Genomic DNA, 25542 nt, shown 5'->3' on the forward strand with positions numbered 1-25542 from the left:
GACGGCCGGTCAGCCGCCGAGGAACTCCTGGCGGACCTCCTCGTCGCCGAGGAGCTCGTCGCCGTCGTCCATGTAGCTGTTCTCGCCCTGCACGAGCACGTAGCCGCGGTCGCAGCGCCGCAGCGCCTCCTTCGCGTTCTGCTCGACCATCAACACGGAGGTGCCGTCTGCGTTGATGCGGTCGATGCGGTCGAACATGTCCTCGACGAGGTCGGGCGCGAGGCCCGCAGACGGCTCGTCGAGCATCAGGAGGTCGGGGTCGAGCATCAGCGCCCGCCCCATCGCCAGCATCTGCTGTTGGCCGCCGGACAGCGACCCGGCGGTCTGCTGCTTGCGCTCCTCGAGAATCGGGAAGCGCTCGTAGACCGCGTCCAGCGCGTCCTGTGGGACCTCGTCGAGGATGTACGCGCCCATCTCGAGGTTCTCCTGGACGGACAGCCCCGCGAACACGTTCTCGTTCTGGGGGACGTACCCGATGCCCTCGTGGATGATGTCCTCGGGGTTCGACCCCTGAATCTCGGCGTCGTCGAACGTGACGGTGCCGCCCATGTACGTCGTCAGCCCGAACACGGACTTCATCACGGTCGACTTCCCCGCGCCGTTCGGGCCGACGATGGTGACGTACTCGCCGTCCTGGACGTCGAGGTCGACCTCGGAAAGCACCTGGAGGTCGCCGTAGCCGGCGTCAAGGTCCCGGACGGACAGCAGCCCCGCCTCGTCGTCCGGCAGGCGGGCCTCCCGGGACGCCTGTGCGCCGCTCATACTTCACCCCCGAGGTAGGCCTCGACGACGTCCTCGTTGGCCTTGATCTCCTCGGGCGTCCCCTCGTCGAGGACGCGCCCCTGGTGCATGACGATGACGTGCTCGCAGTTCTCCATGATGAGGTCCATGTCGTGTTCGACGAGCAGGAAGGTGAGGTCCTCCTGCTCGCGCAGGTCGTGGATGCGGTCCAGCAGCTTCTCCTCCAGCGTCGGGTTGACGCCGGCGAACGCCTCGTCCAGCAGCATCATCTCCGGGTCGGTCATGAGCGCGCGAGCGAGTTCTAGCAGCTTCCGCTGCCCGCCGGAGAGGTTGCCGGCGTACTCGCCGGCGAGGTGGTCGATCTCGAAGAACTCCAGGGTCTCCCAGGCGTCCTCGCGGAGCTCCGACTCCTGGCGGACCACGTCGCCGCGCAGCCCCGGCAGCACGGACCGCGTGATGGACTCGCCGCGCTGGTGGCCGGGCGCCAGCATCAGGTTCTCGAGGACCGTCATCTCGTCGAGTTCGCGGGCGATCTGGAAGGTGCGGACGAGCCCGCGGTTGGCGATGGCGTGGGGGCGTTCGCCGGTGATGTCCTCGCCGCGGAACTGCACGGTGCCGGCGGTCGGCTCGTGGACGCCCGTGATGCAGTTGAACGTCGTGGACTTCCCGGCGCCGTTCGGCCCGATGAGGCCGGTCAGCGAGGCCTCCTCGACGCTGAACGTGGCGCCGTCGACGGCCGTGATGCCGCCGAACTCCTTGCGGAGCCCCTCCACCTTCAGGGGGACGCCGCGCGGAACGCGCTTGGCGGCCTCCTCGACGGCCGAGTCGTCGGCCTCCGGTTCGAGGTCCTCGGTGTCGGGCGCGTCGACGTCGTCGGGGAGGTTCGCGTCGGCCGGCCCGTCGCTGCGTTCACTCATCGCCGTCACCTCCGCCGTCGGCGGCGGCAGTCGGACGTTCCGGTGCCGTCCCCGGTCGGGTGTCGTCGGCGAGGCTGACGGCGGACGCCGTCTCCTTGCGGGCGCCGAGCAAGCCCTCCGGCCGCCGCTGCACGAGCAGGATGAGCAACACGCCCATGCCGATGAACCGGAGCGTGTCGATGTTGTTCAGCAGGAACCCCGCCAGCGGCATCAGATCCCCTTCGACGACCGGGGCGAGCGCTTCGACGAGGTTCGCGGGGTCGGCGGCGACGTCGAAGCGGTCGCCGATGATGGCCGCGATGCGCGGCGGCGCCTCGAACAGCAGCGAGGCGAACAGCGCGCCGCCGAGGATGGAGCCGGTGTTCGACCCGGAGCCGCCGATGATGAGGGCGATGAAGATGTAGAACGTGAGCTCCGGCCGGAAGTTGACGGGGACGATCGAGGCCCGCGGTCCCATTGCGTACCAGAGGATGCCCGCCAGCCCCATCAGCCCGCAGCCGAGGCCGAACGCCCGCACCTTGAAGTTCTGCGTGTCCTTGCCGAGCGAGCGCGTCGCCACCTCGTCCTCGCGGATGGCTTTCAGTACGCGGCCGAACGGCGACCGACCGATGCGTTCCAGCAGCAGGTAGACGCCGAGCAACACGACGAGCGTGCCGACCGTGTAGACGGTGTTGACGACGGTGAGCCGCTGGATGCCGTACTCGGTGGCCAGCGAGAAGATGGGCTGGCCCAGCGGGGTCGGGTCGGAGATGATGCTACCGGGTTCGGTCAACAGCAGCGTCCGGACGGGGTTCGTCGGCAGGTTGTCGAAGCCGCTCGCCCCACCAGTCACGTTCGCGAACGCGGGGGAGTTGAACGTGATGCGGATGATCTCGGAGATGGCGACGGTGACGATGGCGAGGTAGTCGGCTTTCAGCCGGAGTGCGGGGAGCGCCGCGACGAGCCCGATGACCGTCGCAGCCAACACGCCGCCCAGCACCCCGAGTGGGAGCGGGAGCCCGAGGCCCGGCGGGCTGCCACCCGGCGACCCGGACAGCATCGCGGTGCCGTACGCGCCGACGGCCATGAAGCCGGCGACACCGATGTTGAACAGGCCCGCGTACCCCCACTGGATGTTCAGCGCGAGCACCGCGAGCGCGTACACCGCCGAGAGGAACGTCACGCGGCGCACGAGTGCGAGAATGAACGGGTCGGTGTACCCGAGCTGGTTGCCGAACCAGTAGAACAGCAGCCAGATGCCCGCGAACATCGCGAACACCTTGACTGCGTCCGGCGCGAACACGCGCTCGAGGACGCCGCGGGCGTCGTCGACGGCGCTCATGCGGTGCTCACCCCACCGAAGATGCCCGACGGCCTGAACAGCAGGATGAGGATCATCAGCGCGAACGCGGCCGGACTAGTGAACGACGAGAAGTCACCCTGCAGCCAGACGAGGGAGACGCGGCTCGCCAGCCCGATGACGAGGCCGCCGGCGATGGCGCCGTAGATGGACCCGATGCCGCCCATGATGACGGCGGCGAAGATGAGCAGGAGGAGCCGCCAGCCGGTCGTGAACCCGAGGCCGGCCTGCGAGAGCACGAGCAGGAAGCCGGCGGCGCCCGTGAGGCCGGCGCCGAGCATCCAGGTCGTGCGGATGACGCGCTCGGTCGGGATGCCGGTGACGCGGGCGAGGTCGCGGTTGTCCGCCATCGCGCGCATCGCCTTCCCGAGCTTGGTGCGCTGGAGGAGGACGTGCATGCCGAGCATGAGCAGGATGGCGACGACGACCAGCGTCACCTCGTGGGCGTCGATCCGGGTGCCGATCAGGGTGACCTCGGGGAGCTGGTCCGTGGAGGTGACGATGCGGCGGCTGTTCCCGAACACGAGCGCGACGAGATACCGGATGCCGAACGCGACACCGATGGAGGCGATGAGCAGCGAGATGCCGTCGGCACCCCGGATGGGTTTGTAGACGAAGCGGTCGATGACGAGCGCCATCGCGATGGTGAGCACCACAGCGACGGCGAGTCCAACGACGACCGCGATGGGGGACAGCCAGACGTTCGCCCCTGCGGTGCCCGGTGGCGTTTCCAGGAGCACGAGACTGACAAGGTCGGTGTTCCGGATTGTGCGCTGGCCGACGCCGGTGACGGCGTGGACGGCGGACTCGACGATGGGGAGGAGGCCGCCGAGGCCGGCGATGATGTAGGTGGCCGCCCACCCCGAGAACGCGCCGGCAGTGAGGTAGTCGCCGTGCGCGAAGTTCGCGAAGTTGAGGATGCTGTACGTCAGTGACAGCCCGATGCTCGCCAGGCCGATGACGAGGCCGATGACGAGGCCGTCCCACGTGTAGCTGACGAGGCGCGTGAACGGCATCTCGCCGCCGAACGGACCGAGGTCGATGCCGGCGACCGTCAGCGGTCCCAGACTGAACCCCACCAGTTTGGCGAGGAGGTCGAGGAGGAGAATGGCGCTGAAAGCGACGACGGCGGTGGCACCGGGGCTGGTCCGAACGTACCGGACGCCGTGGTCGAGTGCGTTGGTTCGGTTCATGTGTACGAGTCTCGTGGGACCGTGGGACACGGAAGAATAAATAAACCTCGCATACCCCGGCAGGATCTGCCTGAAATCACGGCGTCTCACCGCGAGTGACCGGTCAGAAGAGCGACGGACCGACGCTGTACGCCCACGTCGACGTGCCGATGGCGGCCAGAGCGAGCGCGCCGCCGGCGAGCGCGACGTTCTTGAGGAAGCCGGTCATCTCGTCCTGGACCTGGTCGTCGGGGACGGCCCAGAAGTCGTGCATGGTGGCCGCCGAGACGAGCAGGAACGTCGCGAGGGCGAACCCGGCCAGCACGGGGAACGCGCCGAGGGCGACGGCGAGGCCCGCGAACACGAGGAGGCCGCCGGAGAGCAGCACCGACAGCCGGGGTGCGGGCAGGCCCTTGTGCTCGGCGTATCCGGCCATGCCGTCGACCTGCTGGAAGTGGTTGAGGCCCATGAACGCGAGGACCCCGCCGAACAGCAGGCGCGCGACGAGGAACAGCAGTCCCTCGGTGCCGCCGGCGACCATCAGGCCGCCACCTCCCGGGAACCGGCGAGCAGTCTCGATTCCGTACTGGCTGATGTGTAGTGAGTAGGTTTCACGACGTTACTTGATTCACTCGGGCACCTACTTGTAGATTCGGCGACGGCAGCGCCACCGGGTGACACCGACGTCGCCGTCTCAACAGCGGCCTGACCGGTTTCGTCGTCGAGTCTGCACCGACCGCCAGCCGTGCCCCGTGCTGCCGTACCACACGACTATGGGCAGCGAGTCCGAAGGCCCGTGTATGCAGTCCCTAGAACGCCCGAGTTTCCGGTCGGAGGCTGCCAAACACGTCTACCAGTACGTCGAACGCCACGGCACTGCCGCCCGCCACCGCGCCCGCAGCGTCCTCGACCTCTCCCCCGAGACGTTCCGGACCGAACTCGAGTGGCTCCTCCAGAAGGGGTACCTGGAGGACGACGGCGGCACGCTGCGCGTCGGCTTCAACGCCGGCTCCGTCGAAGAGCACGTCGGCGGCGACATCACGTACACCGTCCGGCCCGCGCGCCAGGAGGACTTCGAGGGGCTGCTGGACACCATCCGGGCCGTCACCGCCGAGGACACGTACGTCGTCGCCGAGAGCGTCGCGGAACGCCTCCTCTACGAGGACACCGTCGCCCGCCACAACACCGTCGAGTCCCGGGTGTTCTTCGTCGCCACCGACGACGGCGACATCGTCGGGTGGACGCACCTCGACGTCCCACAGGTCGAGAAGCTCAAGCGCGCCGCGAAGCTCACGGTCGGCGTCCGCCCGGGCTACCGCGGCGACGGCGTCGGCAGCCACCTGCTGGAGCGCGCGCTCGACTGGGCGGAAGCAAACGGCTACCAGAAGCTGTACAACTCCGTCCCCTCGACGAACGACGAGGCGCTGTCGTTCCTGGAGTCTCACGGCTGGCACACCGAGGGCATCCGGCGCGACCACTACGAGATCGACGGCGACCCCGTCGACGAGGTGATGATGGCGTACTCGCTGTGAGTGTCGGTCGCTCCCGTCAGACGCCGGCGCCGGTGTCGGCGTCCGGCAGGTCGGCGGGCTCGGCGTCGATGCCGAGCTCCTCGAGGGCCTGCTCCATGTGGCGGTCCTCGGCGTAGTCGGCGCCGTCCGCCTCGCGGATGCGCTGGGCGGTCGCCAGCACCTCACCCCGTCGGTCGTCCGGGATGTCGTACTTGTCCGCCGCCAGTTCGACGATGAGCCCGTTGTTGTCCTGCGTGTACAGCGAGAAGAAGATGCCCCGGTCGAAGACGTTGTAGCCGTGCCCGGCGTCGTCCAGTGCGTCCATCACGTCCTCGAAGTCCTCGGCGGCGATGGAGAAGGAGAGGTGGTGAACCCCTCCGACCTGCGTGCGGAGGCGGCCGTGGTTCGACGACCGCTCGTCGCTGACGAAGACGGTGAGGATGCGGCCGTCGCCGGTGTCGAAGAAGAGGTGCGTCTGGGACGGGTCGTCGAGGTTCGGCTGCCGCATCACGAGCGGCATCCCGAGCAGGTCGCGGTAGAACGCGATGGTGTCCTCGGCGTTGCTCCCCCAGACCGTGATGTGGTCGGTGCCAGTGGTTCGGAACGGGCTGTCGGGCGCGTCGGCGCTCACGGGAATCGAGTCGTCTGCCATACCGCTAGTAGGCGCCGCCCGGGGAAAAGGACTCGCGGGCGTCCGCGCCACCCGGTGACGGCCGTGTCACCCCGGTCGCGACCGCGTCTGCCACCGGTCCGAGCGACGCGGTTCGCGGCGGAGCGCCACCGCTTTATTCCGGACCTGCCTACCGGGAGGCGTGCAAGTCGTCGGGTACGAGACCATGCCGGGCGAGGGGGCTGCCGCGCTCCGCGTCGCCGACGCCGGGACCGTCGACCGCGTCCCGCTCGAAGCCGGGTCGGAACTCGCCTACGCGCTCGGCCCCCGTCACTGCGCGGGTGTCGACCGTGGCGAAGAGGGCCACCAGTCCTGCCAGCAGCCCGACGCGCCGTACTGCGACAGCCACACGTCGACGTGGCCGTGCGCGCGCTGCACGGGGAACTGCACGAAGCCCCTGGAGTCCTGCGACGAGGAGCACGCCGTTTACCTCGCGGCGTTCGCGCCCGACACGTTCAAAGTCGGCGTGACGCGCTCGTGGCGCCTCGACACCCGGCTCCGCGAGCAGGGCGCCGACCGCGCGGCGCACATTCGGACCGTCGAGGACGGCAGGCGCGCCCGCCGCGTCGAGGCCGGCATCGCCGACCGCGTCCCAGACCGGGTGCGCGTCCCCACCAAACTCCGGGGGTTCGACGACGACGTCGACGAGTCGGCGTGGCGCGCGCTCGTCGCCGACTTCGACCCCATCGAGGAGTTCGCCTTCGACTACGGCGTCGACGTCGACAGCCGGCCCGTCGCGGAGACGATGCTCACGGGGACGGTCCGCGGGACGAAGGGTCGCGTGCTCGTGCTGGACCGCCGCGGGACGACCTACGGCGTCGACATGCGGGACCTCGTCGGCCACGACCTCACCGAGGGTGCCGACGACCGCGAGGTCCAGTCGAGTCTCGGCGCGTTCTGACGGCGGGCGGCGGCGGTCGACCGGGAAGCCGGCTTTTTTCAGTGCGGGCGGCGAATCTGTGGGCATGGCAGACGAAGACCCAGAGACAGGTGACGCTGCCGAGAACGGTGACGACGACGGCGACGGGGAGGAGAAGTCCTTCCGGGAGCGCGTCGAGGAGATCCGCCAGGAGCGCGCCGAAGGGCGCGACGAGGGCGAGGGCGAGGACCCCCGCGAGCGCATGGCCGACGCGATGGGCGGCGGCGGTGGCGGCCCGCCGGGCATGGGCGGCGGCGGCGGCGGTGGCGGCGGCGGCGGCAACCCGTTCGCGCAGATGATGGGCGGCATGATGGGCGGCGGTGGCGGCCCGCCGGGCATGGGCGGCGGCCCGGGCGGCGACGAGTCCGCGGGCGGCGGCACCAGCGAGAAGGCCGAGCGCGAACTCGAGATGCTGCGGAAGGAACTGGAGCGCACGAACAACAAGCTCGACCGCATCGCGAACGCGCTCGAGGACTAACCCAGCAGGTCGCGGTAGCGGGCGGCGAGGCGGTCGATGGCGCGCGCCACGCCGACGTCTTCTCTGCGCGCCAGACAGTTCTCGGAGAGGCGCTCGTGGTCGTCGAGCGTCCGCCGTATCGCGCGCCGGAACCCCGGGATGTTCCCGGGCTCGTAGTGGTAGCCGGTCTCGCCGTCGACGACCGTCTCGGAGAGCGCGCCGGCGTCGACGCCCGCCACCGGCGTCCCGCAGGCGTTGGCCTCCAGCGCGACCAGTCCCTCCGTCTCGACGGGGCTGGGGAACGCGAACGCGTCCAGCGCCGAGTAGAACGCCGGCAGCTCCGCGCGGTCGAGGAACCCCAGGAAGTACGCGTCGACGCCGCGCTCCTCGGCCTGGGTTTCGAGGTCGTCGCGGGCGGGGCCGTCCCCGCCGAACACGACCGGGACGTCGAGGCGTTCGGCGGCGGCGACGAGGTCCGAGAGGCGCTTCTCGTAGCCGTGGCGGCCGGTGTAGCCGACCAGCGGCTCGTCCTCGGGGAGGTCGTGGGCGTCGAGGAACCCCGCGGGGTCGGTCGGCTGGAAGTGCTCGGTGTCGACGCCGTTCGGCATCGCCTCCACGGGCGTGCCCACGCCGAGGTCCCGGACCTCGTCGCGGGTGCGCTCGCTCGGCGTCAACACGAGGTCCGCGCGCCCGAGGAACCACCGCTCGTAGCGCTCGCTCGCCCGACGCACGGTCTGCGTGACGGCGTCCGGCCCGACGTACTCGGCGTACTCGGCGGTCGGCGTGTGGTAGGTCGCGACCAGTGGCACGTCGTTGCTGCGGGCGAACCGGAACGCCGCGAGCCCGAGCCCGAACGGCGTGTGGGCGTGCACGAGGTCGGCGTCCCTCACGGCGTCGGGCGCGCTCGGCAGCGCCATCCGGTAGCCGTCGTAGAAGGGGAACGGCAGGCTCGCGACAGGGTGCTCGCCGTCCCGGGGGTCGTGACTCGACCGGGGGTAGACGACCGGCATCCGGCCCCCGCGGGCCTCGTACTCGTCGTGCCACGTCGAGACGGTGTACGTCACGCCGTTGACCGTCGGCAGGTAGGAGTCGGTGAACGCCGCGACGGTCGGCAGGTCCCCGGACACGCTACCCCTCCGAGGTCGTCGTCGTCGTGCTGGCACCGGCGGCCGTCGCGACGTCGCCGTCGAGCAGGGCCTCGTAGACGCCGGCGAGCTCGTCGCCGATGCGGTCGAGGCTGTGGGACTCGGCGGTTTCGCGGGCGTTCTCGCCGAGGCGCTCCCGCAGCTCCGGGTCGTCGGCGAGGCGTTCGAGTGCCTCCCGGAACTCCGCGAACGTCGAGCACATCAGACAGTCTTCGCCGTCCGTGAAGAACTCCCGAAACACGTCGATGTCCCGGAGGACGACCGGCTTCCCGCAGGCCATCGCCTCCAGCACAGCGATGCCCTGGTTCTCCACTTTCGCCGGGAACAGGTAGACGTCGCCCGCGCCGAACGCCGCGCGCTTGTCCTCCATGTAGCCCGTGAACGTCACGTTCTCGGGCGGACTGTTCACCCACTTCCGGGTCGCCCTGCCGGCCTGCGGGCCCTCGTCGTAGGGCCCGAACCACGCGAAGTCGTAGTCCGTCGCCTTCGCCAGCTCGCAGAACATCGTCAGGCCCTTGCGCTCGAACACCTCGCCGACTGCGTACACCACCATCCCGTCGAGGTCGAAGCGCTCCCGGGTCTCGTCGCGGAACCCCTCGTAACCCTGCATGCTCTCGACGTCCACGCCGTTCGAGAGCTGGCGTATCGGCGCGTTCACGGGGTAGTCCTGGAGCACGCCCTTCGTGTACTCGCTGGGGCACAGCACGAGGTCGGCCTGCGAGTAGAACCACCGCAGGTACGGTTCGAGGGCGGGCGCCAGCGTCGACGACCCACGGAAGGACTCCGCGAAGTCCTCGCGGGTCAGGTGCGCGTGCAGCACCAGCGGGATGTCTTCGCGTTTCGCGTGCCGGGCGACGGCGACGCTGCCGGGCCCGACGAGGTTGCAGTGCGCGACGTCGAATTCCGTGAAGTACCCCTCGCCGGCGAACAGTGTCCCCAGCGACTGCACGGGGTTGCCGGCGCGCCACGGCGTCTCGACTACCTCGACGTCGGTCGTCCCGAGGGCCGTCCGCTGCTGGCGGGCCGCAGTCAGCATCCCCCCGCGGACGGTCTCCTCCAGTTCGAGGTAGTTCAGCGCTCGCATCATCGGGTGGACGAACGCCGCCGCCGATAACCCTACCGGAACTGTCTTGGGTCGGACACGCCCACTCCCGGTATGTCCATCGCGGCCGAGCGAATCGACCGCCTGCACGCGCTCGCCCGGGAGGCGGCGCGCGCCGGCGACGACGACCGCGCCCGCGAGTACGTCCGACTCGCGCGGCGGCTCGCGGAACGCAACCGCCTCCGGCTCCCCCGCGAGTTCCGGCGGTTCACGTGCGACGCCTGCGACGCCTTTCTCGTCCCCGGCCGGAACGCCCGCGTCCGCACCCGCAGCGGCCACGTCGTCGTCACCTGCGACTGCGGCCAGCAGGCCCGCTACCCCTACGAGGACTGACCGCTGCCGCTATCCTGTCGCGTCCCGGCAGCCGACCGGTCGCCATGCAACAAGCTTCAAACAGCCCGGGCCGCAAACAGAACGAGTATGTCCGACGATCTGGCGACGAAAGCCCACGAGGCGGACGTCACCGTCTGGGTGGGGAAGGCAGGAATCGAGTCCGTCGTCGACGAGCTGCACGACCAGCTCGACGACCGCGACGTGGTGAAGGTGAAGTTCCTCCGGTCGGCCCGGGGTGGCGACGAGACGGCGGACCTCGCAGCTGACCTCGCCGAGCGCGTCGGCGCGGAGGTACTGGACGTCCGCGGTAACACGGCGGTGTATCGCTGATGGCGGTCGACCCGCTCCCGTTCGTCGAGGACGTGGCGGGCGGGTACGCCGTCGGCATCACGCAGGCGGTGTACTTCGTCGTCGCGTTCCTCGCGGTCTACTTCGCGGGCCGGCTGGTCGTCCAGCCGCTGTTCACGCGCGTGCTCCGGCGCCGGAACCTCGACGAGCACGCCCGCAAGCCGCTGAAGAAGGTCCTGAGCGGCGGCATCGTCTTCATCGCGGTGTCGGTGGCGTTCGGGTTCGCGCAGTTCGGGGACTTCCTGACAGCGCTTGCGACCATCGCGGCAGCCGCGACGCTCGCCGTCGGGTTCGCGCTGCAGGACGTCATCGCGAACTTCGTCGCGGGCGTGTTCATCTACACCGACGAGCCGTTCCGCATCGGCGACTGGATCGAGTGGGACGGCAACTCGGGCGTCGTCGAGGACATCAGCCTGCGCGTGACCCGCGTCCGGACGTTCGACAACGAACTGTTGACCGTGCCGAACTCCTCGCTGACCGACGGCGTGGTCAAGAACCCGGTGGCGAAAGACCGGCTCCGGCTCCAGTTCCTGTTCGGCATCGGGTACGACGACGACATCGACAGGGCGACGGAGGTCATCGTCGAAGAGGCCGAGGCGCACGACGGCATCCTCGACGACCCGGGCGTGACGGTTCGGCTGACGGAGCTCGGCGACTCCCACGTGGGCCTCAAGTCCCGGTTCTGGATTGCGGACCCGTCGCGGGCGGACTTCGTGAAGGTTCACGGCGAGTACGTGCAGGCCGTCAAGGAGCGCTTCGACGAGGAAGGCATCGACATCCCGTACCCGGTCCAGACACTCGACGGCGACGTCGAGGTGGCTGTGACCGGGGACGCGGTGACCGACCACCTCGACGCGTAGCGTCGGACGCACACTCTCTGTTTCGTTCTCCGCGACGCCGACGAGGCAGCCGTTCCGGCGGCGACCGCGTCGGCCGGCACCGAGTGGCCGGCCGGGCAGTAATCCGGCTGAAGTTGGGTCGAGTCGTCCGTGGTCTCCTGCTGGGTCGTCTCGACCCGGTGTTGATGTTACTTCTGGTAATATACTGGCTGCAGTCGCGTCACGACTCCGTTCGTGCAGAAGAGAAACGCCGGGTTCCGGTGGACTCAGGGCTCGACGTCCGTCTTCACGACCGTCAGCGGCCGGTGGGTGAGCCGGAGCACGCGGTCGGTGACGCTGCCGAGCAGCGACCGGTACTCGTCCGGGCGGCGTTTCGTTCCGAGCACGAGCAGGTCGGCGTCCTCGTCGTCGGCGTACTGCACGACCGCCTCGGCCGGCCCGCCGTACAGCATCTCGTCGACGACTTCGACGCCGGCGTCCGCGGCGAGCTCGCGGACGCTGTCGAGGACGTCCCGGCCGTGCTCTTCGAGGCCGTGCTCCGGGCCCTCGGCGCCGTCGACGTACTCGTCGCCGCTGTACGCCGTGGTTACCGCCTCGTCGACGACGTACACGACGTGAAGCGTCGCCCCGACCGACGCGGCGAGGTCGACGGCGTGCGCTTCTGCGTCCTCGGAGGCGACACCGCCGTTCGTCGCGAGCAGGATTGTCTCGTACATACTCTCAAGTGGCACGCGACGAACAATAAATTCGACCCGCGGTTCTCGCCGACCGAGACGAACCAACGGGCGTCCGCGAGCGCCACGAGACGGAGCGACCCACAGCCCCCGAAGCACGACGACCGGCTCGGACTGTCGCGGAGCCGTCGCTGCTGTTGTCGTTGTTGTTGCTGTCGCCGTAGCTGCGGCTGTCGCCGTTGCCGTAGCTGTCGCGGTCTTTTAGCGTAGATTTTACGAGCCCGAGCCCGCGGCTCGGGCTCGTAAAAGGTACGTATGAATGGTCGGACAGCCGGGGTGGCCCGGCGTTCCCGGCCGGGTAGTCCCGGTCGCCTCCTCCACCCCGCGACCCTCCGAGCGACGGGCGTTCGGTGGTCCGCTGCTCACTTCCGTGCCTGGCGGGCTGCCACCGTCGAACCACGACGGAACGCCCCTGCGGGCGCACGCCGTGGACCGCCGTCCCCGAAGGACGAGGCTTCCACGTTGGCTTCCGGGGCCCGACCGCGTCGGTCGGACGCGCCCGGTGTTCGGCCCCCGCTAATGACTGTCTCACGGGTGGAGGGCGGAGCCAAACCGCCCGGCCTAGTCCACTTCCCCCTACCCGGGTCGTTCTTAAGGGCCTTTCGGGTTCGAGCGTTCGCAGTACGGTACCGTGTCTCGAATTAGCACTATTTGCGGGGCGGTGGAAGCAAGGAGTATGTCCGCGCTGCCAGCGCACTACGAGGCCCTCCGCGACGCGTTCGGGTACGACCAGCCAGCCGTCGACGTCGGTGACCTGGACCGTGGGGTCGTCGAACGGGCGTTCGCCGCGACGACCAACGAGAGCGCGCTCAGTGCTGCGGCCGGTGGTGACGGCGACGGCCGGGAGACGCTGTTCGTCGCGAGCGCCGGGCTGTCCGGGACGCCACACGTTGGAACCGTCGCGCAGATGTTCGCCGTGAAGCGCCTCGAGGAGGCGGGCTTCGACACCGAGTTCCTGCTCGCGGACTACGAGAAGGTGGCGGCCAGCGGCCGCGACCTCGAGGCCGTGCGGCGCCTCGCCGACGACTACCGGGCGTTCCTCGACGGCATCGGGTACGAGGGCAGCGTCCGGACGCAGTGGGGCGCGACCGACGTGATGCAGACGGCGCTCCGGCTGGCGCCCCACGTCGACCTCGCGGACACGCCGGAGTTCGACGTGGAGCCGACCGAGTGGGTCGACGCGCTGCAGGCGGCGTACAGCGAGCACAGAGACGGGCCCGAGGACGAAGCTGACACGACCGACCTCGGCGGCGACCTCGCCAGTCTGCTGTGTCTCGCGGACTTCGTCCACCCGACGCTCGCCGACGGCTACGACCAGACGGTGTTCGTGCTCGGCGTCGACGAACACGCGCTCGTGCTCGCGAACGACCACTACCTCACCGACGCGCCGTTCGACGCGGCCTTCGAGGGGCTGTTCACGCGCATGGTGCCCGGGCTCGACGGCCACCCGAAGATGGCCAAGACCATCCCCGGGTCGGGCATCACGATGGACCAGGACCCGAGCGACGTGCGGCGGCTCGTCCACGAGGCCCACGCGGCCGACGGCGACGTCCCACCGGCGGAGTCGACCGTCTTCCAGATGCTGTGTCTCGTCTCCGACTACGGCGCCGACCGGCTCGCCGACGTCGAGGCGGCCTGCCGGCGCGGCGGCGACGACTGGGAGGCCGCCGTCGACGCGTACGCCGACGACCTCGCGGCCCTCTCGCGGGCGTGGCCGGCGTAGGGAAACGGTCAACCCACAGGGACTGCTAGGCGGTAGTATGGGATTCGGTTCGACCGCGAAGAAGCTCCAGAAGGTCACGGAGATGGCGGACAAGCTCTACGAGCGCTTCGAGAAGCTCCGCGAGCAGGTCAGCGACCTCACCGGCACCGTCGAGGAGACTAACGACCGGGTCGCGGACCTGGAGGCCGAGCTCGCCGAACAGCGCGCCATCGTCGAAGCGCTCGCCGAGCGACGCGGCGTCGACGTCGATACAGTCGTCGAGGACGCCACTGCCGGCGAGGAGGCGGCCGCAGACGGCGGAACCGGGGGCGAGTAGCGCGTCCGAGACGCCGGCAGCCGCGGCCCGGATGGCAACGACTAAAGAACGCAGGCAAAAATTTCCGACTCGATGACCACCCACCGGAAGCCGCTGGAGTCCGTGCTCGACACCGTCGGTGAGACGCCGCTGGTCCGCGTACAGGCCGCACCGGAGTCGGTGCCGGTGTACGCGAAACTGGAGTCGTTCAACCCCGGCGCCAGCATCAAGGACCGCATCGGCCTGTACATGGTCGAACAGATGCTCAAGTCCGGCGAGCTTTCCGAGGGCGGCACAGTCGTGGAGCCGACCGCCGGCAACACCGGCATCGGGTTCGCAGTCGCCGCCGGCCAGCTCGACGTCGACGCCGTCTTCGTCGTGCCAGAGCGGTTCAGCGTCGAGAAACAGCAACTGATGCGCGCACTCGGCGCCGACGTCATCAACACCCCCACCGAGGACGGCATGGGTGGCGCCATCCAGCGCGCCCACGAACTCGCCGAGGAGCTCGACGACGCCGTCGTCCCCCAGCAGTTCTCCAACCCCCTGAACGCCGAGGCGCACTACGAGACGACGGGCCCGGAGATCGACGAGGCGCTCGACGGCGAGGTCGGCGCGCTCGTCGCCGGCTGTGGCACCGCTGGCACCCTGATGGGGACCGGCCGGTACCTCCGCGAGCAGGTGCCGGGCCTCCACGTCACGGCCGTCGAACCACAGGGGTCGCTGTACGGCTCCACGAAGGGCCAGGACCTCGAGGAAGCCGAGTACAAGACCGAGGGCATCGGCACCCACGACCCGTCGACGAACGAGCTGTTCGACCCCGAGTTCGTCGACGACGTCGTCCAGATTCCCGACGAGGACACCCACGCCGAGATGCAGCGACTCGCCGCCGAGGAGGGCCAGCTCGTCGCGTCCAGCGCCGCCGCCAACAGCCTCGCCGCGCTCGACGTCGCCGAGCGCGCCGCGGCCGGCGACATCGACCTCCCCCACGACTGCGTGGTCACCGTCTTCGCCGACTCCAGCGAACGCTACCTCTCGAAGGGCGTCTACGGCAGCTACGAGGAGTGGGAGGGCTGACGCCCGGCCACAGCCGGACGGGCTTCCGCCGGTCAGTGCTTCAGCCGGCCGTGCTCGACTTTCATGCACTTGTCCTGGACGACGCGCAGCCCCGCGTCCTCCGCGCGCGCCGCCGCCTCGTCGTCCGTGATGTCTAACTGCAGCCAGACGGCCTCGACGTCGCTGCGCTCGATGGCTTCGTCGACGATGCCGGCGACCTCCTCGCTCGGCCGGAACACGTCCACGACGTCGACATCCTCTTCGACGTCGGCCAGCGAATCGTAGGCCGCCCGGCCGAATATCTCGTCGGCGAACGGGTTCACGGGAACCACGTCGTAGCCGTGCTCGCGGAGGTACGCCGGCACGTCGTGGGCGGCCTTCCCGGGCGAGGTCGAGCACCCGACGACTGCGACGGTCTCCAGGTCCAGAATCTCGGCGAGCTCGCTGTCGGATTCGACGGGCATGCCGGCGACTACGCCGGCCCCGAGGATAAGTCTACAGTTCGCGCCAGGCGTCGTCGTCGCCCACACCCAGCAGGCGCGTGCGGAACCCCTCGTCGTGCTCCTCGACGGAGATGACGCCGTCGAACAGCTGCTTCAGCGTGCTCACCGTCTGCTCGTCGTGGGCGGTCGAGTCGACGACGAACACGCCCAGCGCGTCCGCTGACTGTACGCGCCCCGTGAACACGTGCATGAAGCGGAAGACGGTCTGGAGGTCGGAGTACATCAACAGCGTCGACAGCGAGTGCAGCAGAATCCGGTTGCGCGTGACGTTGCGCTGCTCGTACAGCGCCCGCAGCAACTCGGAGAGCTCGATACCGATGCCGGTCAGGTCGTTCGGCGAGGACGCGTACCGCACGAGGTCCGACTCGCGGCGGTCGCCCATCCCCTGCTGTTTCGTGACGCAGTCCACGACGCCGACCGTCGCGTCCGCTACCCCCGCCGCGTCGGCGAAATCCGTGACGACGCGGTCGGCGCCGTCCTTCGTCGTCACGACGATGGCGCCCTCGCCGTTCTGTACGCCGTCGGCGAGAATCTGGAACCCGAGGTCGCGCTTGCCGCTCATCGGCGGTCCCTCCACGAGGAGATTCGTCCCCTCCTCGACCTCGATGCCCGAGAACGCCGCCCCTAGTTCGTACATGTCAATCGTCACCTCCCGACTGTGGCCGGGGGCGGTCCAGTCGGTCCTGTGACTCCCCCGTACTCATCTGCCCTGATTGTGTTCAGTTTCAGTTATATTCCTTTTGATTGGGCCGTCACGTCGGCGCCAGCCGACCGACGACGAACGCCGCCGCCGCGAGCAACTGCCCGACCTTCAGGAGCCGCTGGCCGGCCGCAGCGTCCCCGAAGCTCCGGGACGCCGCTGCCAGCATCACGACGTCGGCCGGCACGACCACGACGAGGTACCACCAGCCGAACGTCCCAGCGAGGTACGGTACGGGGCTGGCGGCCACCGCGACCGCGAGCAACGCCGCCCCCAGCAGGAGCGCGCGCCGCTCGCCGACGGCGACCGGGAGCGTGCGCAGTCCCTCCTCTCGGTCGCCCGCCACGTCCTCGACGTCTTTCACCACCTCTCGCGTGAACGTCGACAGCGCCGCGAGCACCGCCAGCACCGCGCCCGCCAGCGGGTCGCCGACCGCCGCAGCCCCGAACAGGAACGTGCTCCCGCCGAGGTACGCCACCAGCGCGTTCCCCGCGCCCGGCAGCCCCTTGAAGTACTGCGTGTAGGTCACTAGGCCGAGGAGGTTCACCGCCGCGATGGTGAGCGCCAGCACCGGCAGCGTCACAGCCAGCGCCGTCGCGCCGACGAACAGCACGAGGCTGTACGCCAGCGCGCCACGCGCCGACACCGCCCCCCGAGGTATCGCGCGCTCCGGGTCGTTGATGCGGTCGACCTCGCGGTCGAAGTAGTCGTTGATGGCGTTCCCGCCCGCCGTCGCCAGCCACGTCGCACCCACGGCAGCAGCCGTCGCCGTCGGGTGGGCGAACGCCCCGCCCGCCACGAACGCTCCGATGAACGTCAGCAGCCCGGCCGCCAGCGTGTTCACTGGCCGCGCAAGCTCTACCAGCCCACGAACCGTCTCCCCGGCCGTCGTCATTGCTCGAACCCGCGAGTGCCCGCCACAAAAAGCGAGCGAAACCGCCGTCGGCTCCACCCGCTCCGCCCCGGCACACTCCCGGCCCGCTGGCCGCCCACCGGCACTTCCGAACCACGGGGTTTAAATTCGACCTCCGAGTATCCGGGAGTGCAGGGCGCTTAGCTCAGCTTGGACAGAGCACTTGGCTTCGGACCAAGATGCCGCGGGTTCAAATCCTGCAGCGCCCATTCCTTTGCGGTGCGACGATCGTCCGACACCAGCTGGAAACTCCCAGTCGAACGCCGTTTCGTCGCTATCGTTTGGTAGCGTCTGAAACAGGTCTCTCAGGGCTCGCGCACGGCCAGTACCGCTGGAATCAGATTCGTTCGGTGTGGACAGCTGGTGCAGCCAGTACGGGACAATTGTCCGCGGACGACTCCCGGCGCAGTGTCGCTGGCTCCGTTCGCGTTCCTTGGGGCTGCAATAGGTTCGAGGGACTGGAAACCCAACAGTCACTAGATGCGGTCCGTCATCCAGAATCTCCAGCCCGATGTTCCGTACCGCGTGAGACAGTTGCTCGGGCCGGGATTCACTCGACTCGGGCGGACTCTCGGACAGCCCGAGTACCGCCTCCGGGATACCGAGTACGTCGGTACCGTCCAGCAGCCACTAGACGAGTTCACGGAGACACTCCGGGACAACGGGTTCGAGTGGGACCCGCTGGCGTGGTACCACCAGCCGTCAGTCGGGTCGGACCCGAACGGTAGCTGGACGTATCGACGGACCACGCTGGCCGACAGACAGCTCCACGTCATCCTCATCGCTCACTCGCCGGAGTACATCGACGTCTTCGCCCACGATGAGTACAACTGGGTGCGACATCCGATCAGACATCTCCGGCAGGTCGGCATCGAGCGGGAGGCCGGTCGGAGTGAAATGCGACGCTGGGTCAGGAGTCACGGCATTGAACTCGACGTCAATTCGCGTCACCGTCGACAGGTCACCGACGCGGTGAGAGACCTCCGGAAGTACGTTGGGTCTATCGTCCGGTAGCGTGGATTCGACCCATGCCTCCGTCTCCGTAGTTGCCGGTCTGGCGAGGAGCGACGTGCGCCACGATTCAGCAGGCACCCGGGGACGGTTCCCCGCCTGAGTGGTTCAACTGGGGCCCATAGCGCGCATTCTGCTGCGACGGAACAGAGCGGAATCGCGGCGCGGTCAGACGAACTCGGTGTTCCGGGGGCCGTTCGTGATGTGGACTTCGAACGGCTGAGTGCTGGGGTCGTTCCGTTCGACGAGGTGCCAGTACGTCTCGGCCAGCTCGTCGGGGTCGAGGAAGGTGTCGTCGTCGCGGTCGGGGAACTGCTCGCGGACGCCCGGCGTGTCGATCTGGCCGTCCACGACGACGTGGGCGACGTGGATTCCGTCGGGACCGAACTCCTGTGCCATGTCCATCGCCATGCCGCGGGCGGCGAACTTCGCGGCCGTGAACCCGATTGCGCCGCCGAGGCTCCGCACCGCCGAGGTCGCGCCGGTGAAGATGACCGTCCCGCCGTCGGTCTCGAGCATGTCGCCGACGGCTTCCTGCGAACAGGCGAACGCCCCGCGGCCGTTGACCGCCCACGCCGCCTCGAACTCCTCGACGCTGATTTCCATGAGCCCGCTCCAGGAGGCGGCGCTGGCGTGGTTCACGAGGACGTCGACGGGACCGAACGCCTCGCGGACCGCCTCGAACCCCTCCCGGATCTGGTCGACGTCCGTGAGGTCGGTCCGTACGGCGAGTCCCTCTCCGGGGTCGGGCAGGTCGTCGGCGAGGCCTTCGATGTAGTCCGCCGACCGGGCGAAGAGTGCGACTTGGCAGCCCTGAGCTGCGAATTTTCGGGCGAGCGACTCACCGAGCCCGGGACCGACACCCGCGATGACTGCTGTGCGAGTCATACGCTAGCCTACAGTTCGAACCGGCAAAGTCGTGCTGACCGAACCGTCTGGTTCGTGACCGACGGTCGCAACGACATCCCCGCCGCCGCCGGCGGCTCCGCTAGTGGGAGTGGCTGCCTCGAGTGAACTGGCCGGAGAACGCGCGCTGGACGACCTCCGGCAGCGCGGGATGGATGTGGATGGACTCCCGGATGTCCTGTACCGTCCCGGACCCGACGGTCATCGCGGTGACGACCTCCTGAATCAGGGTGGACGCGTCGGGGCCGACGATGTGGCAGCCGAGAATCTCGCCGTCGAGGTCGATGATTGCTTTGACGAAGCCGTCGGCGTGCATCGCGTCGCCGCGAGCGGTGTCTGCGAACGCGTAGGTGTTCGTCGCGTACTCCCTGTCTGCCTGTTGGAGGGCCGACTCGGTTGCGCCCACGCCGGCCACCTCGGGCGACGCGAACACCGCGTACGGCATCGCCGAGTAGTCCACCGGCGTCAGCTCGTCGCCGAAGACGTTCCGGGCGACCGCCCGCGCCTCGTGGTTGGCGTTGTGTTTGAGGAGGTACTCGCCGACGATGTCGCCGAGCGCCCAGACGCCGTCGGCGTCGGTCCGCAGGTACTCGTCCGTCTCCACGAACCCCTGGTCGTCCGTCTCGATGCTCGTGTTCTCGAGGGCGAGGGTGTCCGTGTTCGGGCGCCGGCCGGCCGCGACGAGCAGCTCGTCGCCCGTCACGCGAACCGGCTCTGCGTCCGCCACAATCCCGCCGTCCTCGCCGTACTCGTACTCGCGAGCCTCGACAGTAATCGCTCCCTCGGACTCCGAGACGCTGGTCACCTCGTGGCCGGTGTGGACCTCGAAGCGGTCGGCGTAGCGCTCGGTGAACGCTTCGGCGACCTCCTCGTCGGCGTCCGGGAGGAGAGCCGGGCGCCGCCCGACGATGGTCACGTCGGTGCCGAACGTCCCGAAGAAGTGCCCGAGCTCCGCCGCGATGTAGCCGCCGCCGACGACGACGAGGCTGTCTGGCCGCTCGGTCAGCGTGAGCGCGTCGGTGCTCGTGAGGTAGTCGACGTCCTCGATGCCGTCGATGGGCGGAATCGCGGGCCGCGTCCCCGCCGCGACGAGAATCACGTCCGCACGCAGTCGGGCGCCGTCGTCGTCGCCGCCGTGGACCTCGACGGTGTGGTCGTCGACGAACCGCGCCTCGCCGTCGAACAACTCGTGGCGCTCCGAGGACTCCAGCCCGCGCCGAATCGACTCGGCGTCCCCGTGGACGTCCTCGGTGACCTCCTCGACGATGTCCGCGAACGCCACGTCGTCGACGGACGCCTCGATGCCGAACTCGCCGGCGCGCTCGATGGTCTCCAGCACGTCGGCGTGGTACAGCAACTGCTTCGACGGAATACACCCCCGGTTCAGGCACGTCCCGCCGACCCGCCCCTTCTCCACGATGGCGACCGACTGTCCCTGATTCGCCGCGACGTTCGCCACGTCCAGCCCCGACCCAGTGCCGATAACGAGGAAGTCGAACTCCTGCATACCTCCGGGTACGCTCGCTCGCCCCATCAAAGACGGGTGGCTCCGGGGACACGCTGCAGTCCAGCGTCGCTCGGCGCGCTGGCGGCGGCCGCGGGGAGAGCGAAACTGATTCACCGCTCTGCGACACAGCTTCCGACGATGAACGAGGCTCTGCGCCGGCTCAAGCGGCCGCTGCTGTACCTGATGGCGCCGGCGTACGTGGTCGCTGGCGTCCTGCACTTCGTGGTGCCCGAGGTCTACGTCCAGATCGTCCCGCCGCAGCTCCCCGCTGCGCTCGCGCTCGTCTACCTGTCGGGCGTCGCCGAGATAGCCGTCGGTGTGGGGTTGCTCGTGCCGCGGACGCGACGGTATGCGGCGTGGGGAACTGTCGCGTTGCTCGTCGCGGTGTTCCCAGCGAACGTCTACATGGCGACCAGTGGCGTGGTCGTCGAGGGAGTGCCGGGCGGGGGCGACCCGTCTGCGCTCGTCCGCTGGGGGCGGCTGCCCCTGCAGGGCGTGCTGATGCTGCTCGCACTCTGGTACACGCAACCGCCGGCGGACGCGAACCGCGACTGAACTGGTAAGCCGCAGTTCGACGTGGAATCTCGGCGGCCAGCGGCGCCGCTGGCTGCGGGGCTGTGCGACCTCGGCGGCATCGGTCGTTCCACAGCACGTGTCGTAGCCAGAGCCCACCCGGACGGACCGGATGCTCGCTCGGAGAACGACCACCGCGTTCAAGACGGCAGCCGCGGAACAGGTCGTATCCGCACCGACGATGGTCTCCCTCCAGGCGCTCGTGGCGGTCTCGGTGAAGGCGGCTGCAGTCGCGTTGCTCGCGTCGGTCACGCTGACGGCCGTCCGTGCGCGAGCGCGACCGAGCGCGGCGCCGTTCGCGACGTTCTCCGGGTCGCTGACCGTTTGGGCTGGCGCCACCTATCTGGGGCAGCTTCCGGAGGTGGTGCTCGTCGGACCGACCGGGGCGCTGCTGGGGCTGGCGTCGCTCGGTGGCGCACTCGCCGTCCCGGCGACGCTGGCGTTCTACGCGCTCAGCTACACCGGTCGGGGCGTCGGGCTGACGTGGCGGCGGGGCGTGGTGCTCGTGCTCCTCGCTGTCCCCGTCTTCGTCGCCACCGTCGTCGTCGGCGCGCTCGGGCCCGACTCGGGGGTGGTGCCGGAGCTCCTGCGGGCGCTGCTCGTGTCGGAGGTCTCGCTGCTGGTGGTGTTGTTCGTGTACGCCGTCTACCTCCTCGTGGGGCACGCGCGGAGCCGGACTCGCGTGTCGATGCTGCAGGTGGGGATGGTGCTTGCCGCCGCGACGGCGCCCCTGTTCGGCAGTGACTCGGCGTCGGCGGTGACGGTGCTCGACGGCGAAGCGTGGGTAGTCCTCGCGTCCGGCGTTCTGCTGACCGTCGCAGTCCGGATGTACCCCGTCCTGACCGGGTTCCCGAAGGCGAACCACGTCGCTCGGTCGCGGCTCGTCGAGGACCTCCAGGAGGCCGTACTCGTGCTGGACTGGGACGACCACGTGCTGGACGTGAACGAGTCGGCGGGCCGGCTGTTCGGGTTCCGGCGGGCGGACGTGGTCGGTGAGCCGCTCGGCGACCACGTCGCGGGGCTCGCGGGACGGTCTCTGCCCGCCGGCGACGCGGGGACCGTGGGGCTACAGACCACTGCAGGACGCCGGGAGTTCCGGTACAGCGTCTCGGCCGTCGGCGCCAGCGACGCCGGTGACAGCCGTGAGGCGGCCCGCCGGAGGGGGCCGAGTGCCGCAATCGACTCCGCCCGTGACCCGGTCTCCAGAGTGCTGCTCCTCCGGGACGTGACCGACCGAGAGACCCGTGGACAGCGGCTCACCGTCCTGAACCGGGTGCTGCGGCACAACCTCCGGAACGGCCTCGACGTCGTCCTCGCGCACGCCGACCACGTCGAAGACGCCGACACCCGGGCGAGCATCCGGTCGACGACCAGCGACCTGCTCGCCGTCGCGGACAAGGCGCGTGCCGCCGAGGAGTGCATGGCGGCGACGACCGACCCGCCCGAGTCCGTCGACCTCGCGGCGGTCGCGGCCTCGGTCGCCGAGCAGCACCGCGAGCGCGCCGGCGACCTCACCGTCGACGCCCCCGACAGCCTCGTCGTCGAGTCCCACCGGCCCGTGCTGGAGCGCGTGGTGTCGGAGCTGGTGGACAACGCAGTCACGCACACCGACGACCCCGACCCGACCGTCGAAATCACCGCTCGCACTGTCGACGGGCCACAGACGAGGGGTCGTGGCATCGGTGGCGGTGGGGGCCGCAGCACCGGTGAGGGGGCTACCGGCCAGAGCGGTGAGACGGTCGAAATCGCCGTCTCGGACGACGGCCCGGGCATCCCCCAGCACGAGCGGGACGTCATCGACGCCGGCACGGAAGCCCAGCTCCAGCACGGCAGCGGAATCGGCCTCTGGTTCGTCGACTGGGCGGTCACCCAGCTCGGCGGCGACCTGTCGTTCGGCGAGTCGACGACGGGCGGGAGCCGCGTGTCGGTTCGGCTCTATCGTGCCGTCGACCACGACGAGTGACCGGCGGGGCGCTCGCGACAGACCCCGCAGTCGGTGGTCACGCGAACCGGTCGGTAAACCGCCTGATTCCGTCGTTGGTGCCGGCGACGACCAGTTCGTCGCCGACCCTGATACGGACCTCCGGCCCGACCTCGGTGAGCGTGTCGCCGTCGCGCTCGACTGCGACGATCGTACATCCGGTCTGGGTGCGGACGAGCGCGTCGCCGACGCGCTGGCCGACCAGCCCCGGTGCGGGAGTGCGCACCACCTCGATCTGGCTGTCGAGCGCCAGCACGTCCTCGTCCGCGAGGATTGTCGAGGCGATCATGCGGCCGCTGACCGTCGCCAGCGAGAGCACGTAGTCGGCGCCCGCGCGGTACATCTTCTGGATGCTCCCGGGTTCTTCGACGCGAGCGATGACCTCCGTCTCCGGGCTGACGTCCCGCACGACGAGCGTCGCGAACTCCGTGGTGGTGTCGTCTGGGAGCGCGAGGATGACCGAGCGTGCGTCCTCGATGCCTGCCTCGTGTAGCGTCTCCGGCTCCACGGCGTCTCCGACCACGTCGACGCCGTCGACGTCGCGCTGGTCGACGACGGTGTGCTGGATGCCGGCGTCTGCGAGCTCCCTGGCGATCGCCCGTCCGACCTGCCCGTACCCCACGACGATTGTCTCGCCGCGCTCGAACCGCCGGAACTCCGACTGCGTGAGCTCGACGAGCTGCTCGAGCTGGTCCTCGCGCCCCGTCACGAGCAACACCGTCCCGGTCGTGAGCCGCGTCTCGGGGTCCGGCGGCGTCTCGAACTCGCCACCGAACCACGCCCCGACGACGTTCACGCCGGAGCGCTCCCGGATTTCGCTGTCCGCGAGCGTCGAGCCGAGCAGTTCGCTGCCGCGGTGAATCGGGAGCTCGGCCATCTCGAAGCCGTCACCGATCTCGACGGCGTCGGCCGCGTCCGTAGACACCGACATCGTCACCTTCGACGCGAGACTCCGGCCGAGCAGCGGCCGCGGCGACAGCACGTCGTCGGCGCCCGCGAGCCGGTGGTATGCCGCTCGGTCGGGGTCCTCGACGACGCTGACGACGGGGACGTCCTCTGCGACCTCCTGTGCGGCGAGGACGATGCTGGCGTCGACGCGGTCGGAGACGTCGGCGACGAGCGCGCGGGCCGACCCCAGATTGGCGGCCTCCAGGCCCTCGACAGACTCGGGGTCGGCGTGCACTACGTCGAAGTCGTCCTCGTAGAGCTCGGTGGCCTGCTCGCGGTCGGGCTCGACGACGACGTAGTCCGCGTCCCGCGATTCGAGGTCGTCGACCAGGGCCTCCGCTCGCGACGTGTACGTGCAGATGACGACGTGACTCTCGAGGTCACCGTCGACGGTTCGGGGGACGGTCGTCGAGAACGCTTCCTCCATCAGCGGGAACACCAGCACGGGCAGCGCGAGAAAGATGAGCGCCACCCCGGTGAGGTCCATGATGGCGACGAAGGCGTTCATCTGGGGGGTCTCCCAGGGCGCGTCGGACCCGTAGCCGGTCGTCGTGAACGTCTCCACGACGACCCGCAGCGAGTGCAGGAACGTCTTCGGTTCGCCCTCGAACACCCGCATTCCGTGGTGGTAGGCGACGGCGAACGCCAGCATCAGGGCACCGAGTGCCAGCGAGTAGTAGGCGGTGCGGCGCTGCCACTTGTCCATGGGTTTCCTCTCGCACGCAGCACATTAAACGGCCCCGGGAGCGTTCGGCGACCAACTGTCCCGGAAGCGTCCGATGACCGACCCGCGGCGTTTTTCCGCGAGCGCGGCGGCTATCTGTGTATGGCTACGCTCGGCGCGAAACTCGTGGGGATGGACGCGGTGCCCGCGACGCTGCACTACGAGGACGGCGGACTTGACGGCCCACTGGAACTCCGGCACGTACAGGTCGAGGAGGGATCGGACGGCGGCACAGACACCGTGCAGGCGGTGGTACACGTGCAGGCCGGCGGCACGCAGTCGCTGGCTCGCATCGTCGGGTCCGTCGAGGCCGAGGAGCTCGAACTCCAGATTCCGACCGAGCCCCGGGAGTTCGACTCCGTGGAGGCGTTCCTGGCGGCCGACGACATCTTCGAGACGGCCAGGACCGTCGTCGACGTGACGACCGACCTGTAGGTCACCCGCCAACAGCCCCTTAGGACGGGGGCGCGTCACACGC

28 protein-coding genes, 1 tRNA gene and 1 other RNA gene are annotated in these 25542 nt (G+C 69.5%); 14 read left to right on the forward strand and 16 right to left on the reverse strand.

Annotated elements, in window-relative coordinates:
• Window positions 1–9: 9 nt before the first annotated feature.
• The 5 genes from LT971_RS11815 to LT971_RS11835 form a co-directional block, all read right to left on the reverse strand.
• Complete coding sequence (locus LT971_RS11815; RefSeq protein ID WP_237007137.1) at window positions 10–762, reverse strand: ABC transporter ATP-binding protein; 753 nt, start codon at window positions 760–762, stop codon at window positions 10–12.
• On the reverse strand, window positions 759–1658 hold the full coding sequence (locus LT971_RS11820; RefSeq protein ID WP_237007138.1) for an ABC transporter ATP-binding protein: 900 nt from the start codon (window positions 1656–1658) through the stop codon (window positions 759–761). Before LT971_RS11820 ends, LT971_RS11815 begins: the two co-directional genes overlap by 4 nt.
• Window positions 1651–2979 (reverse strand): branched-chain amino acid ABC transporter permease, encoded by a 1329-nt coding sequence (locus LT971_RS11825; RefSeq protein WP_237007139.1) that lies wholly within the window; start codon window positions 2977–2979, stop codon window positions 1651–1653. The genes LT971_RS11820 and LT971_RS11825 overlap by 8 nt, the downstream gene beginning before the upstream one ends.
• A complete protein-coding gene (locus LT971_RS11830) occupies window positions 2976–4190 on the reverse strand; it encodes a branched-chain amino acid ABC transporter permease (protein ID WP_237007140.1) in 1215 nt (404 codons plus the stop codon). Before LT971_RS11830 ends, LT971_RS11825 begins: the two co-directional genes overlap by 4 nt.
• A 103-nt stretch (window positions 4191–4293) precedes the next feature.
• Window positions 4294–4710, reverse strand: coding sequence for a DoxX family protein (locus LT971_RS11835; RefSeq protein ID WP_237007141.1), 417 nt, complete (start codon window positions 4708–4710; stop codon window positions 4294–4296).
• Window positions 4711–4969: 259 nt separating this feature from the next.
• Between LT971_RS11835 and LT971_RS11840 the strand changes: the two genes are divergently transcribed.
• The gene (locus LT971_RS11840) at window positions 4970–5701 is read left to right on the forward strand and encodes a GNAT family N-acetyltransferase (protein ID WP_237007142.1); all 732 of its coding nucleotides are present in this window, start codon (window positions 4970–4972) and stop codon (window positions 5699–5701) included.
• Window positions 5702–5717: 16 nt separating this feature from the next.
• On the opposite strand, the gene LT971_RS11845 is transcribed toward LT971_RS11840, so the two are convergent.
• Window positions 5718–6332: a VOC family protein gene (locus LT971_RS11845; protein WP_237007143.1), complete on the reverse strand. Its 615-nt coding sequence runs from the start codon at window positions 6330–6332 to the stop codon at window positions 5718–5720.
• A 160-nt stretch (window positions 6333–6492) separates the two neighbouring features.
• On the opposite strand from LT971_RS11845, the gene LT971_RS11850 reads away from it, so the two are divergent.
• Both LT971_RS11850 and LT971_RS11855 read left to right on the forward strand, forming a co-directional pair.
• Entirely contained in the window at window positions 6493–7251 is a 759-nt protein-coding gene (locus LT971_RS11850) for a DUF2797 domain-containing protein (RefSeq protein ID WP_237007144.1), read from the forward strand.
• A gap of 64 nt (window positions 7252–7315) precedes the next feature.
• Window positions 7316–7747 (forward strand): hypothetical protein, encoded by a 432-nt coding sequence (locus LT971_RS11855; protein ID WP_237007145.1) that lies wholly within the window; start codon window positions 7316–7318, stop codon window positions 7745–7747.
• Here the strand turns inward: LT971_RS11855 and LT971_RS11860 are convergent.
• Both LT971_RS11860 and LT971_RS11865 read right to left on the reverse strand, forming a co-directional pair.
• The gene (locus LT971_RS11860) at window positions 7744–8853 is read right to left on the reverse strand and encodes a glycosyltransferase (RefSeq protein WP_237007146.1); all 1110 of its coding nucleotides are present in this window, start codon (window positions 8851–8853) and stop codon (window positions 7744–7746) included. The two genes, LT971_RS11855 and LT971_RS11860, sit on opposite strands and share 4 nt — an antisense overlap.
• Before the next feature lies 1 nt (window position 8854).
• Window positions 8855–9955 carry a glycosyltransferase family 4 protein gene (locus tag LT971_RS11865; protein ID WP_237007147.1) on the reverse strand — a complete coding sequence of 367 codons (1101 nt, stop codon included), beginning with the start codon at window positions 9953–9955 and terminating at the stop codon, window positions 8855–8857.
• A 72-nt stretch (window positions 9956–10027) separates the two neighbouring features.
• Here LT971_RS11865 and LT971_RS11870 point away from each other — a divergent pair, with 72 nt between their 5' ends.
• The 3 genes from LT971_RS11870 (at window position 10028) to LT971_RS11880 (ending at window position 11514) form a co-directional block, all read left to right on the forward strand.
• Window positions 10028–10306, forward strand: coding sequence for a ribonuclease P protein component 4 (locus LT971_RS11870; RefSeq protein WP_237007148.1), 279 nt, complete (start codon window positions 10028–10030; stop codon window positions 10304–10306).
• An 87-nt stretch (window positions 10307–10393) separates the two neighbouring features.
• A complete protein-coding gene (locus tag LT971_RS11875; RefSeq protein WP_237007149.1) occupies window positions 10394–10636 on the forward strand; it encodes a YhbY family RNA-binding protein in 243 nt (80 codons plus the stop codon).
• Window positions 10636–11514, forward strand: coding sequence for a mechanosensitive ion channel family protein (locus LT971_RS11880; protein ID WP_237007150.1), 879 nt, complete (start codon window positions 10636–10638; stop codon window positions 11512–11514). The genes LT971_RS11875 and LT971_RS11880 overlap by 1 nt, the downstream gene beginning before the upstream one ends.
• A 245-nt stretch (window positions 11515–11759) precedes the next feature.
• Here the strand turns inward: LT971_RS11880 and LT971_RS11885 are convergent, their stop codons facing one another.
• Window positions 11760–12209, reverse strand: coding sequence for a universal stress protein (locus LT971_RS11885; RefSeq protein ID WP_237007151.1), 450 nt, complete (start codon window positions 12207–12209; stop codon window positions 11760–11762).
• Window positions 12210–12488: 279 nt separating this feature from the next.
• An RNA gene (gene ffs, locus LT971_RS11890) (signal recognition particle sRNA) lies at window positions 12489–12799 on the reverse strand.
• 104 nt (window positions 12800–12903) lie between these two features.
• Here ffs and LT971_RS11895 point away from each other — a divergent pair.
• From LT971_RS11895 to LT971_RS11905, 3 genes are all read left to right on the forward strand, one after another.
• Window positions 12904–13950, forward strand: coding sequence for a nucleotidyl transferase family protein (locus tag LT971_RS11895; RefSeq protein WP_237007152.1), 1047 nt, complete (start codon window positions 12904–12906; stop codon window positions 13948–13950).
• Between the two features lie 37 nt (window positions 13951–13987).
• Window positions 13988–14266 (forward strand): DUF5798 family protein, encoded by a 279-nt coding sequence (locus LT971_RS11900; protein WP_237007153.1) that lies wholly within the window; start codon window positions 13988–13990, stop codon window positions 14264–14266.
• A 72-nt stretch (window positions 14267–14338) separates the two neighbouring features.
• Window positions 14339–15319 (forward strand): PLP-dependent cysteine synthase family protein, encoded by a 981-nt coding sequence (locus LT971_RS11905; RefSeq protein ID WP_237007154.1) that lies wholly within the window; start codon window positions 14339–14341, stop codon window positions 15317–15319.
• 32 nt (window positions 15320–15351) lie between these two features.
• On the opposite strand, the gene LT971_RS11910 is transcribed toward LT971_RS11905, so the two are convergent.
• From LT971_RS11910 to LT971_RS11920, 3 genes are all read right to left on the reverse strand, one after another.
• The gene (locus LT971_RS11910; RefSeq protein ID WP_237007155.1) at window positions 15352–15762 is read right to left on the reverse strand and encodes a CoA-binding protein; all 411 of its coding nucleotides are present in this window, start codon (window positions 15760–15762) and stop codon (window positions 15352–15354) included.
• 31 nt (window positions 15763–15793) lie between these two features.
• Window positions 15794–16438, reverse strand: coding sequence for an RAD55 family ATPase (locus LT971_RS11915; protein WP_237007156.1), 645 nt, complete (start codon window positions 16436–16438; stop codon window positions 15794–15796).
• A 115-nt stretch (window positions 16439–16553) separates the two neighbouring features.
• Window positions 16554–17396 (reverse strand): geranylgeranylglycerol-phosphate geranylgeranyltransferase, encoded by an 843-nt coding sequence (locus LT971_RS11920; RefSeq protein WP_237007157.1) that lies wholly within the window; start codon window positions 17394–17396, stop codon window positions 16554–16556.
• A gap of 152 nt (window positions 17397–17548) precedes the next feature.
• Here LT971_RS11920 and LT971_RS11925 point away from each other — a divergent pair.
• Window positions 17549–17623 (forward strand) — tRNA-Arg (locus LT971_RS11925).
• A gap of 271 nt (window positions 17624–17894) precedes the next feature.
• Complete coding sequence (locus tag LT971_RS11930; RefSeq protein ID WP_237007158.1) at window positions 17895–18428, forward strand: hypothetical protein; 534 nt, start codon at window positions 17895–17897, stop codon at window positions 18426–18428.
• Window positions 18429–18593: 165 nt separating this feature from the next.
• On the opposite strand, the gene LT971_RS11935 is transcribed toward LT971_RS11930, so the two are convergent.
• Window positions 18594–19313, reverse strand: a complete 720-nt coding sequence (locus tag LT971_RS11935) for an SDR family NAD(P)-dependent oxidoreductase (RefSeq protein ID WP_237007159.1) — start codon at window positions 19311–19313, stop codon at window positions 18594–18596.
• Between the two features lie 100 nt (window positions 19314–19413).
• Window positions 19414–20838 carry a dihydrolipoyl dehydrogenase gene (locus LT971_RS11940; protein ID WP_237007160.1) on the reverse strand — a complete coding sequence of 475 codons (1425 nt, stop codon included), beginning with the start codon at window positions 20836–20838 and terminating at the stop codon, window positions 19414–19416.
• A 138-nt stretch (window positions 20839–20976) separates the two neighbouring features.
• On the opposite strand from LT971_RS11940, the gene LT971_RS11945 reads away from it, so the two are divergent.
• Together LT971_RS11945 and LT971_RS11950 are read left to right on the forward strand one after the other, a co-directional pair.
• A complete protein-coding gene (locus LT971_RS11945) occupies window positions 20977–21393 on the forward strand; it encodes a DoxX family protein (RefSeq protein WP_237007161.1) in 417 nt (138 codons plus the stop codon).
• A gap of 130 nt (window positions 21394–21523) precedes the next feature.
• A complete protein-coding gene (locus tag LT971_RS11950) occupies window positions 21524–23374 on the forward strand; it encodes an ATP-binding protein (RefSeq protein WP_237007162.1) in 1851 nt (616 codons plus the stop codon).
• 37 nt (window positions 23375–23411) lie between these two features.
• Here LT971_RS11950 and LT971_RS11955 read toward each other — a convergent pair whose 3' ends face one another.
• A complete protein-coding gene (locus LT971_RS11955; RefSeq protein ID WP_237007163.1) occupies window positions 23412–25046 on the reverse strand; it encodes a potassium channel family protein in 1635 nt (544 codons plus the stop codon).
• A gap of 120 nt (window positions 25047–25166) precedes the next feature.
• On the opposite strand from LT971_RS11955, the gene LT971_RS11960 reads away from it, so the two are divergent.
• On the forward strand, window positions 25167–25499 hold the full coding sequence (locus tag LT971_RS11960; RefSeq protein WP_237007164.1) for a hypothetical protein: 333 nt from the start codon (window positions 25167–25169) through the stop codon (window positions 25497–25499).
• Window positions 25500–25542: the final 43 nt, after the last annotated feature.

Origin of the sequence: Halobacterium rubrum (assembly GCF_021729015.1) — an archaeon.
In the GTDB taxonomy this organism is placed as follows: Archaea; Halobacteriota; Halobacteria; order Halobacteriales; family Halobacteriaceae; genus Halobacterium; species Halobacterium rubrum.

Bases quoted from the DNA above. Each gene is read 5' to 3' on its own strand.
- LT971_RS11815 (WP_237007137.1), bottom strand. From the start codon at position 762: ATGAGCGGCGCACAGGCGTCCCGGGAGGCCCGCCTGCCGGACGACGAG.
- LT971_RS11820 (WP_237007138.1), bottom strand. From the start codon at position 1,658: ATGAGTGAACGCAGCGACGGGCCGGCCGACGCGAACCTCCCCGACGAC.
- LT971_RS11825 (WP_237007139.1), bottom strand. From the start codon at position 2,979: ATGAGCGCCGTCGACGACGCCCGCGGCGTCCTCGAGCGCGTGTTCGCG.
- LT971_RS11830 (WP_237007140.1), bottom strand. From the start codon at position 4,190: ATGAACCGAACCAACGCACTCGACCACGGCGTCCGGTACGTTCGGACC.
- LT971_RS11835 (WP_237007141.1), bottom strand. From the start codon at position 4,710: ATGGTCGCCGGCGGCACCGAGGGACTGCTGTTCCTCGTCGCGCGCCTG.
- LT971_RS11840 (WP_237007142.1), top strand. From the start codon at position 4,970: ATGCAGTCCCTAGAACGCCCGAGTTTCCGGTCGGAGGCTGCCAAACAC.
- LT971_RS11845 (WP_237007143.1), bottom strand. From the start codon at position 6,332: ATGGCAGACGACTCGATTCCCGTGAGCGCCGACGCGCCCGACAGCCCG.
- LT971_RS11855 (WP_237007145.1), top strand. From the start codon at position 7,316: ATGGCAGACGAAGACCCAGAGACAGGTGACGCTGCCGAGAACGGTGAC.
- LT971_RS11865 (WP_237007147.1), bottom strand. From the start codon at position 9,955: ATGCGAGCGCTGAACTACCTCGAACTGGAGGAGACCGTCCGCGGGGGG.
- LT971_RS11870 (WP_237007148.1), top strand. From the start codon at position 10,028: ATGTCCATCGCGGCCGAGCGAATCGACCGCCTGCACGCGCTCGCCCGG.
- LT971_RS11875 (WP_237007149.1), top strand. From the start codon at position 10,394: ATGTCCGACGATCTGGCGACGAAAGCCCACGAGGCGGACGTCACCGTC.
- LT971_RS11880 (WP_237007150.1), top strand. From the start codon at position 10,636: ATGGCGGTCGACCCGCTCCCGTTCGTCGAGGACGTGGCGGGCGGGTAC.
- LT971_RS11885 (WP_237007151.1), bottom strand. From the start codon at position 12,209: ATGTACGAGACAATCCTGCTCGCGACGAACGGCGGTGTCGCCTCCGAG.
- LT971_RS11895 (WP_237007152.1), top strand. From the start codon at position 12,904: ATGTCCGCGCTGCCAGCGCACTACGAGGCCCTCCGCGACGCGTTCGGG.
- LT971_RS11900 (WP_237007153.1), top strand. From the start codon at position 13,988: ATGGGATTCGGTTCGACCGCGAAGAAGCTCCAGAAGGTCACGGAGATG.
- LT971_RS11905 (WP_237007154.1), top strand. From the start codon at position 14,339: ATGACCACCCACCGGAAGCCGCTGGAGTCCGTGCTCGACACCGTCGGT.
- LT971_RS11910 (WP_237007155.1), bottom strand. From the start codon at position 15,762: ATGCCCGTCGAATCCGACAGCGAGCTCGCCGAGATTCTGGACCTGGAG.
- LT971_RS11915 (WP_237007156.1), bottom strand. From the start codon at position 16,438: ATGTACGAACTAGGGGCGGCGTTCTCGGGCATCGAGGTCGAGGAGGGG.
- LT971_RS11920 (WP_237007157.1), bottom strand. From the start codon at position 17,396: ATGACGACGGCCGGGGAGACGGTTCGTGGGCTGGTAGAGCTTGCGCGG.
- LT971_RS11930 (WP_237007158.1), top strand. From the start codon at position 17,895: ATGCGGTCCGTCATCCAGAATCTCCAGCCCGATGTTCCGTACCGCGTG.
- LT971_RS11935 (WP_237007159.1), bottom strand. From the start codon at position 19,313: ATGACTCGCACAGCAGTCATCGCGGGTGTCGGTCCCGGGCTCGGTGAG.
- LT971_RS11940 (WP_237007160.1), bottom strand. From the start codon at position 20,838: ATGCAGGAGTTCGACTTCCTCGTTATCGGCACTGGGTCGGGGCTGGAC.
- LT971_RS11945 (WP_237007161.1), top strand. From the start codon at position 20,977: ATGAACGAGGCTCTGCGCCGGCTCAAGCGGCCGCTGCTGTACCTGATG.
- LT971_RS11950 (WP_237007162.1), top strand. From the start codon at position 21,524: ATGCTCGCTCGGAGAACGACCACCGCGTTCAAGACGGCAGCCGCGGAA.
- LT971_RS11955 (WP_237007163.1), bottom strand. From the start codon at position 25,046: ATGGACAAGTGGCAGCGCCGCACCGCCTACTACTCGCTGGCACTCGGT.
- LT971_RS11960 (WP_237007164.1), top strand. From the start codon at position 25,167: ATGGCTACGCTCGGCGCGAAACTCGTGGGGATGGACGCGGTGCCCGCG.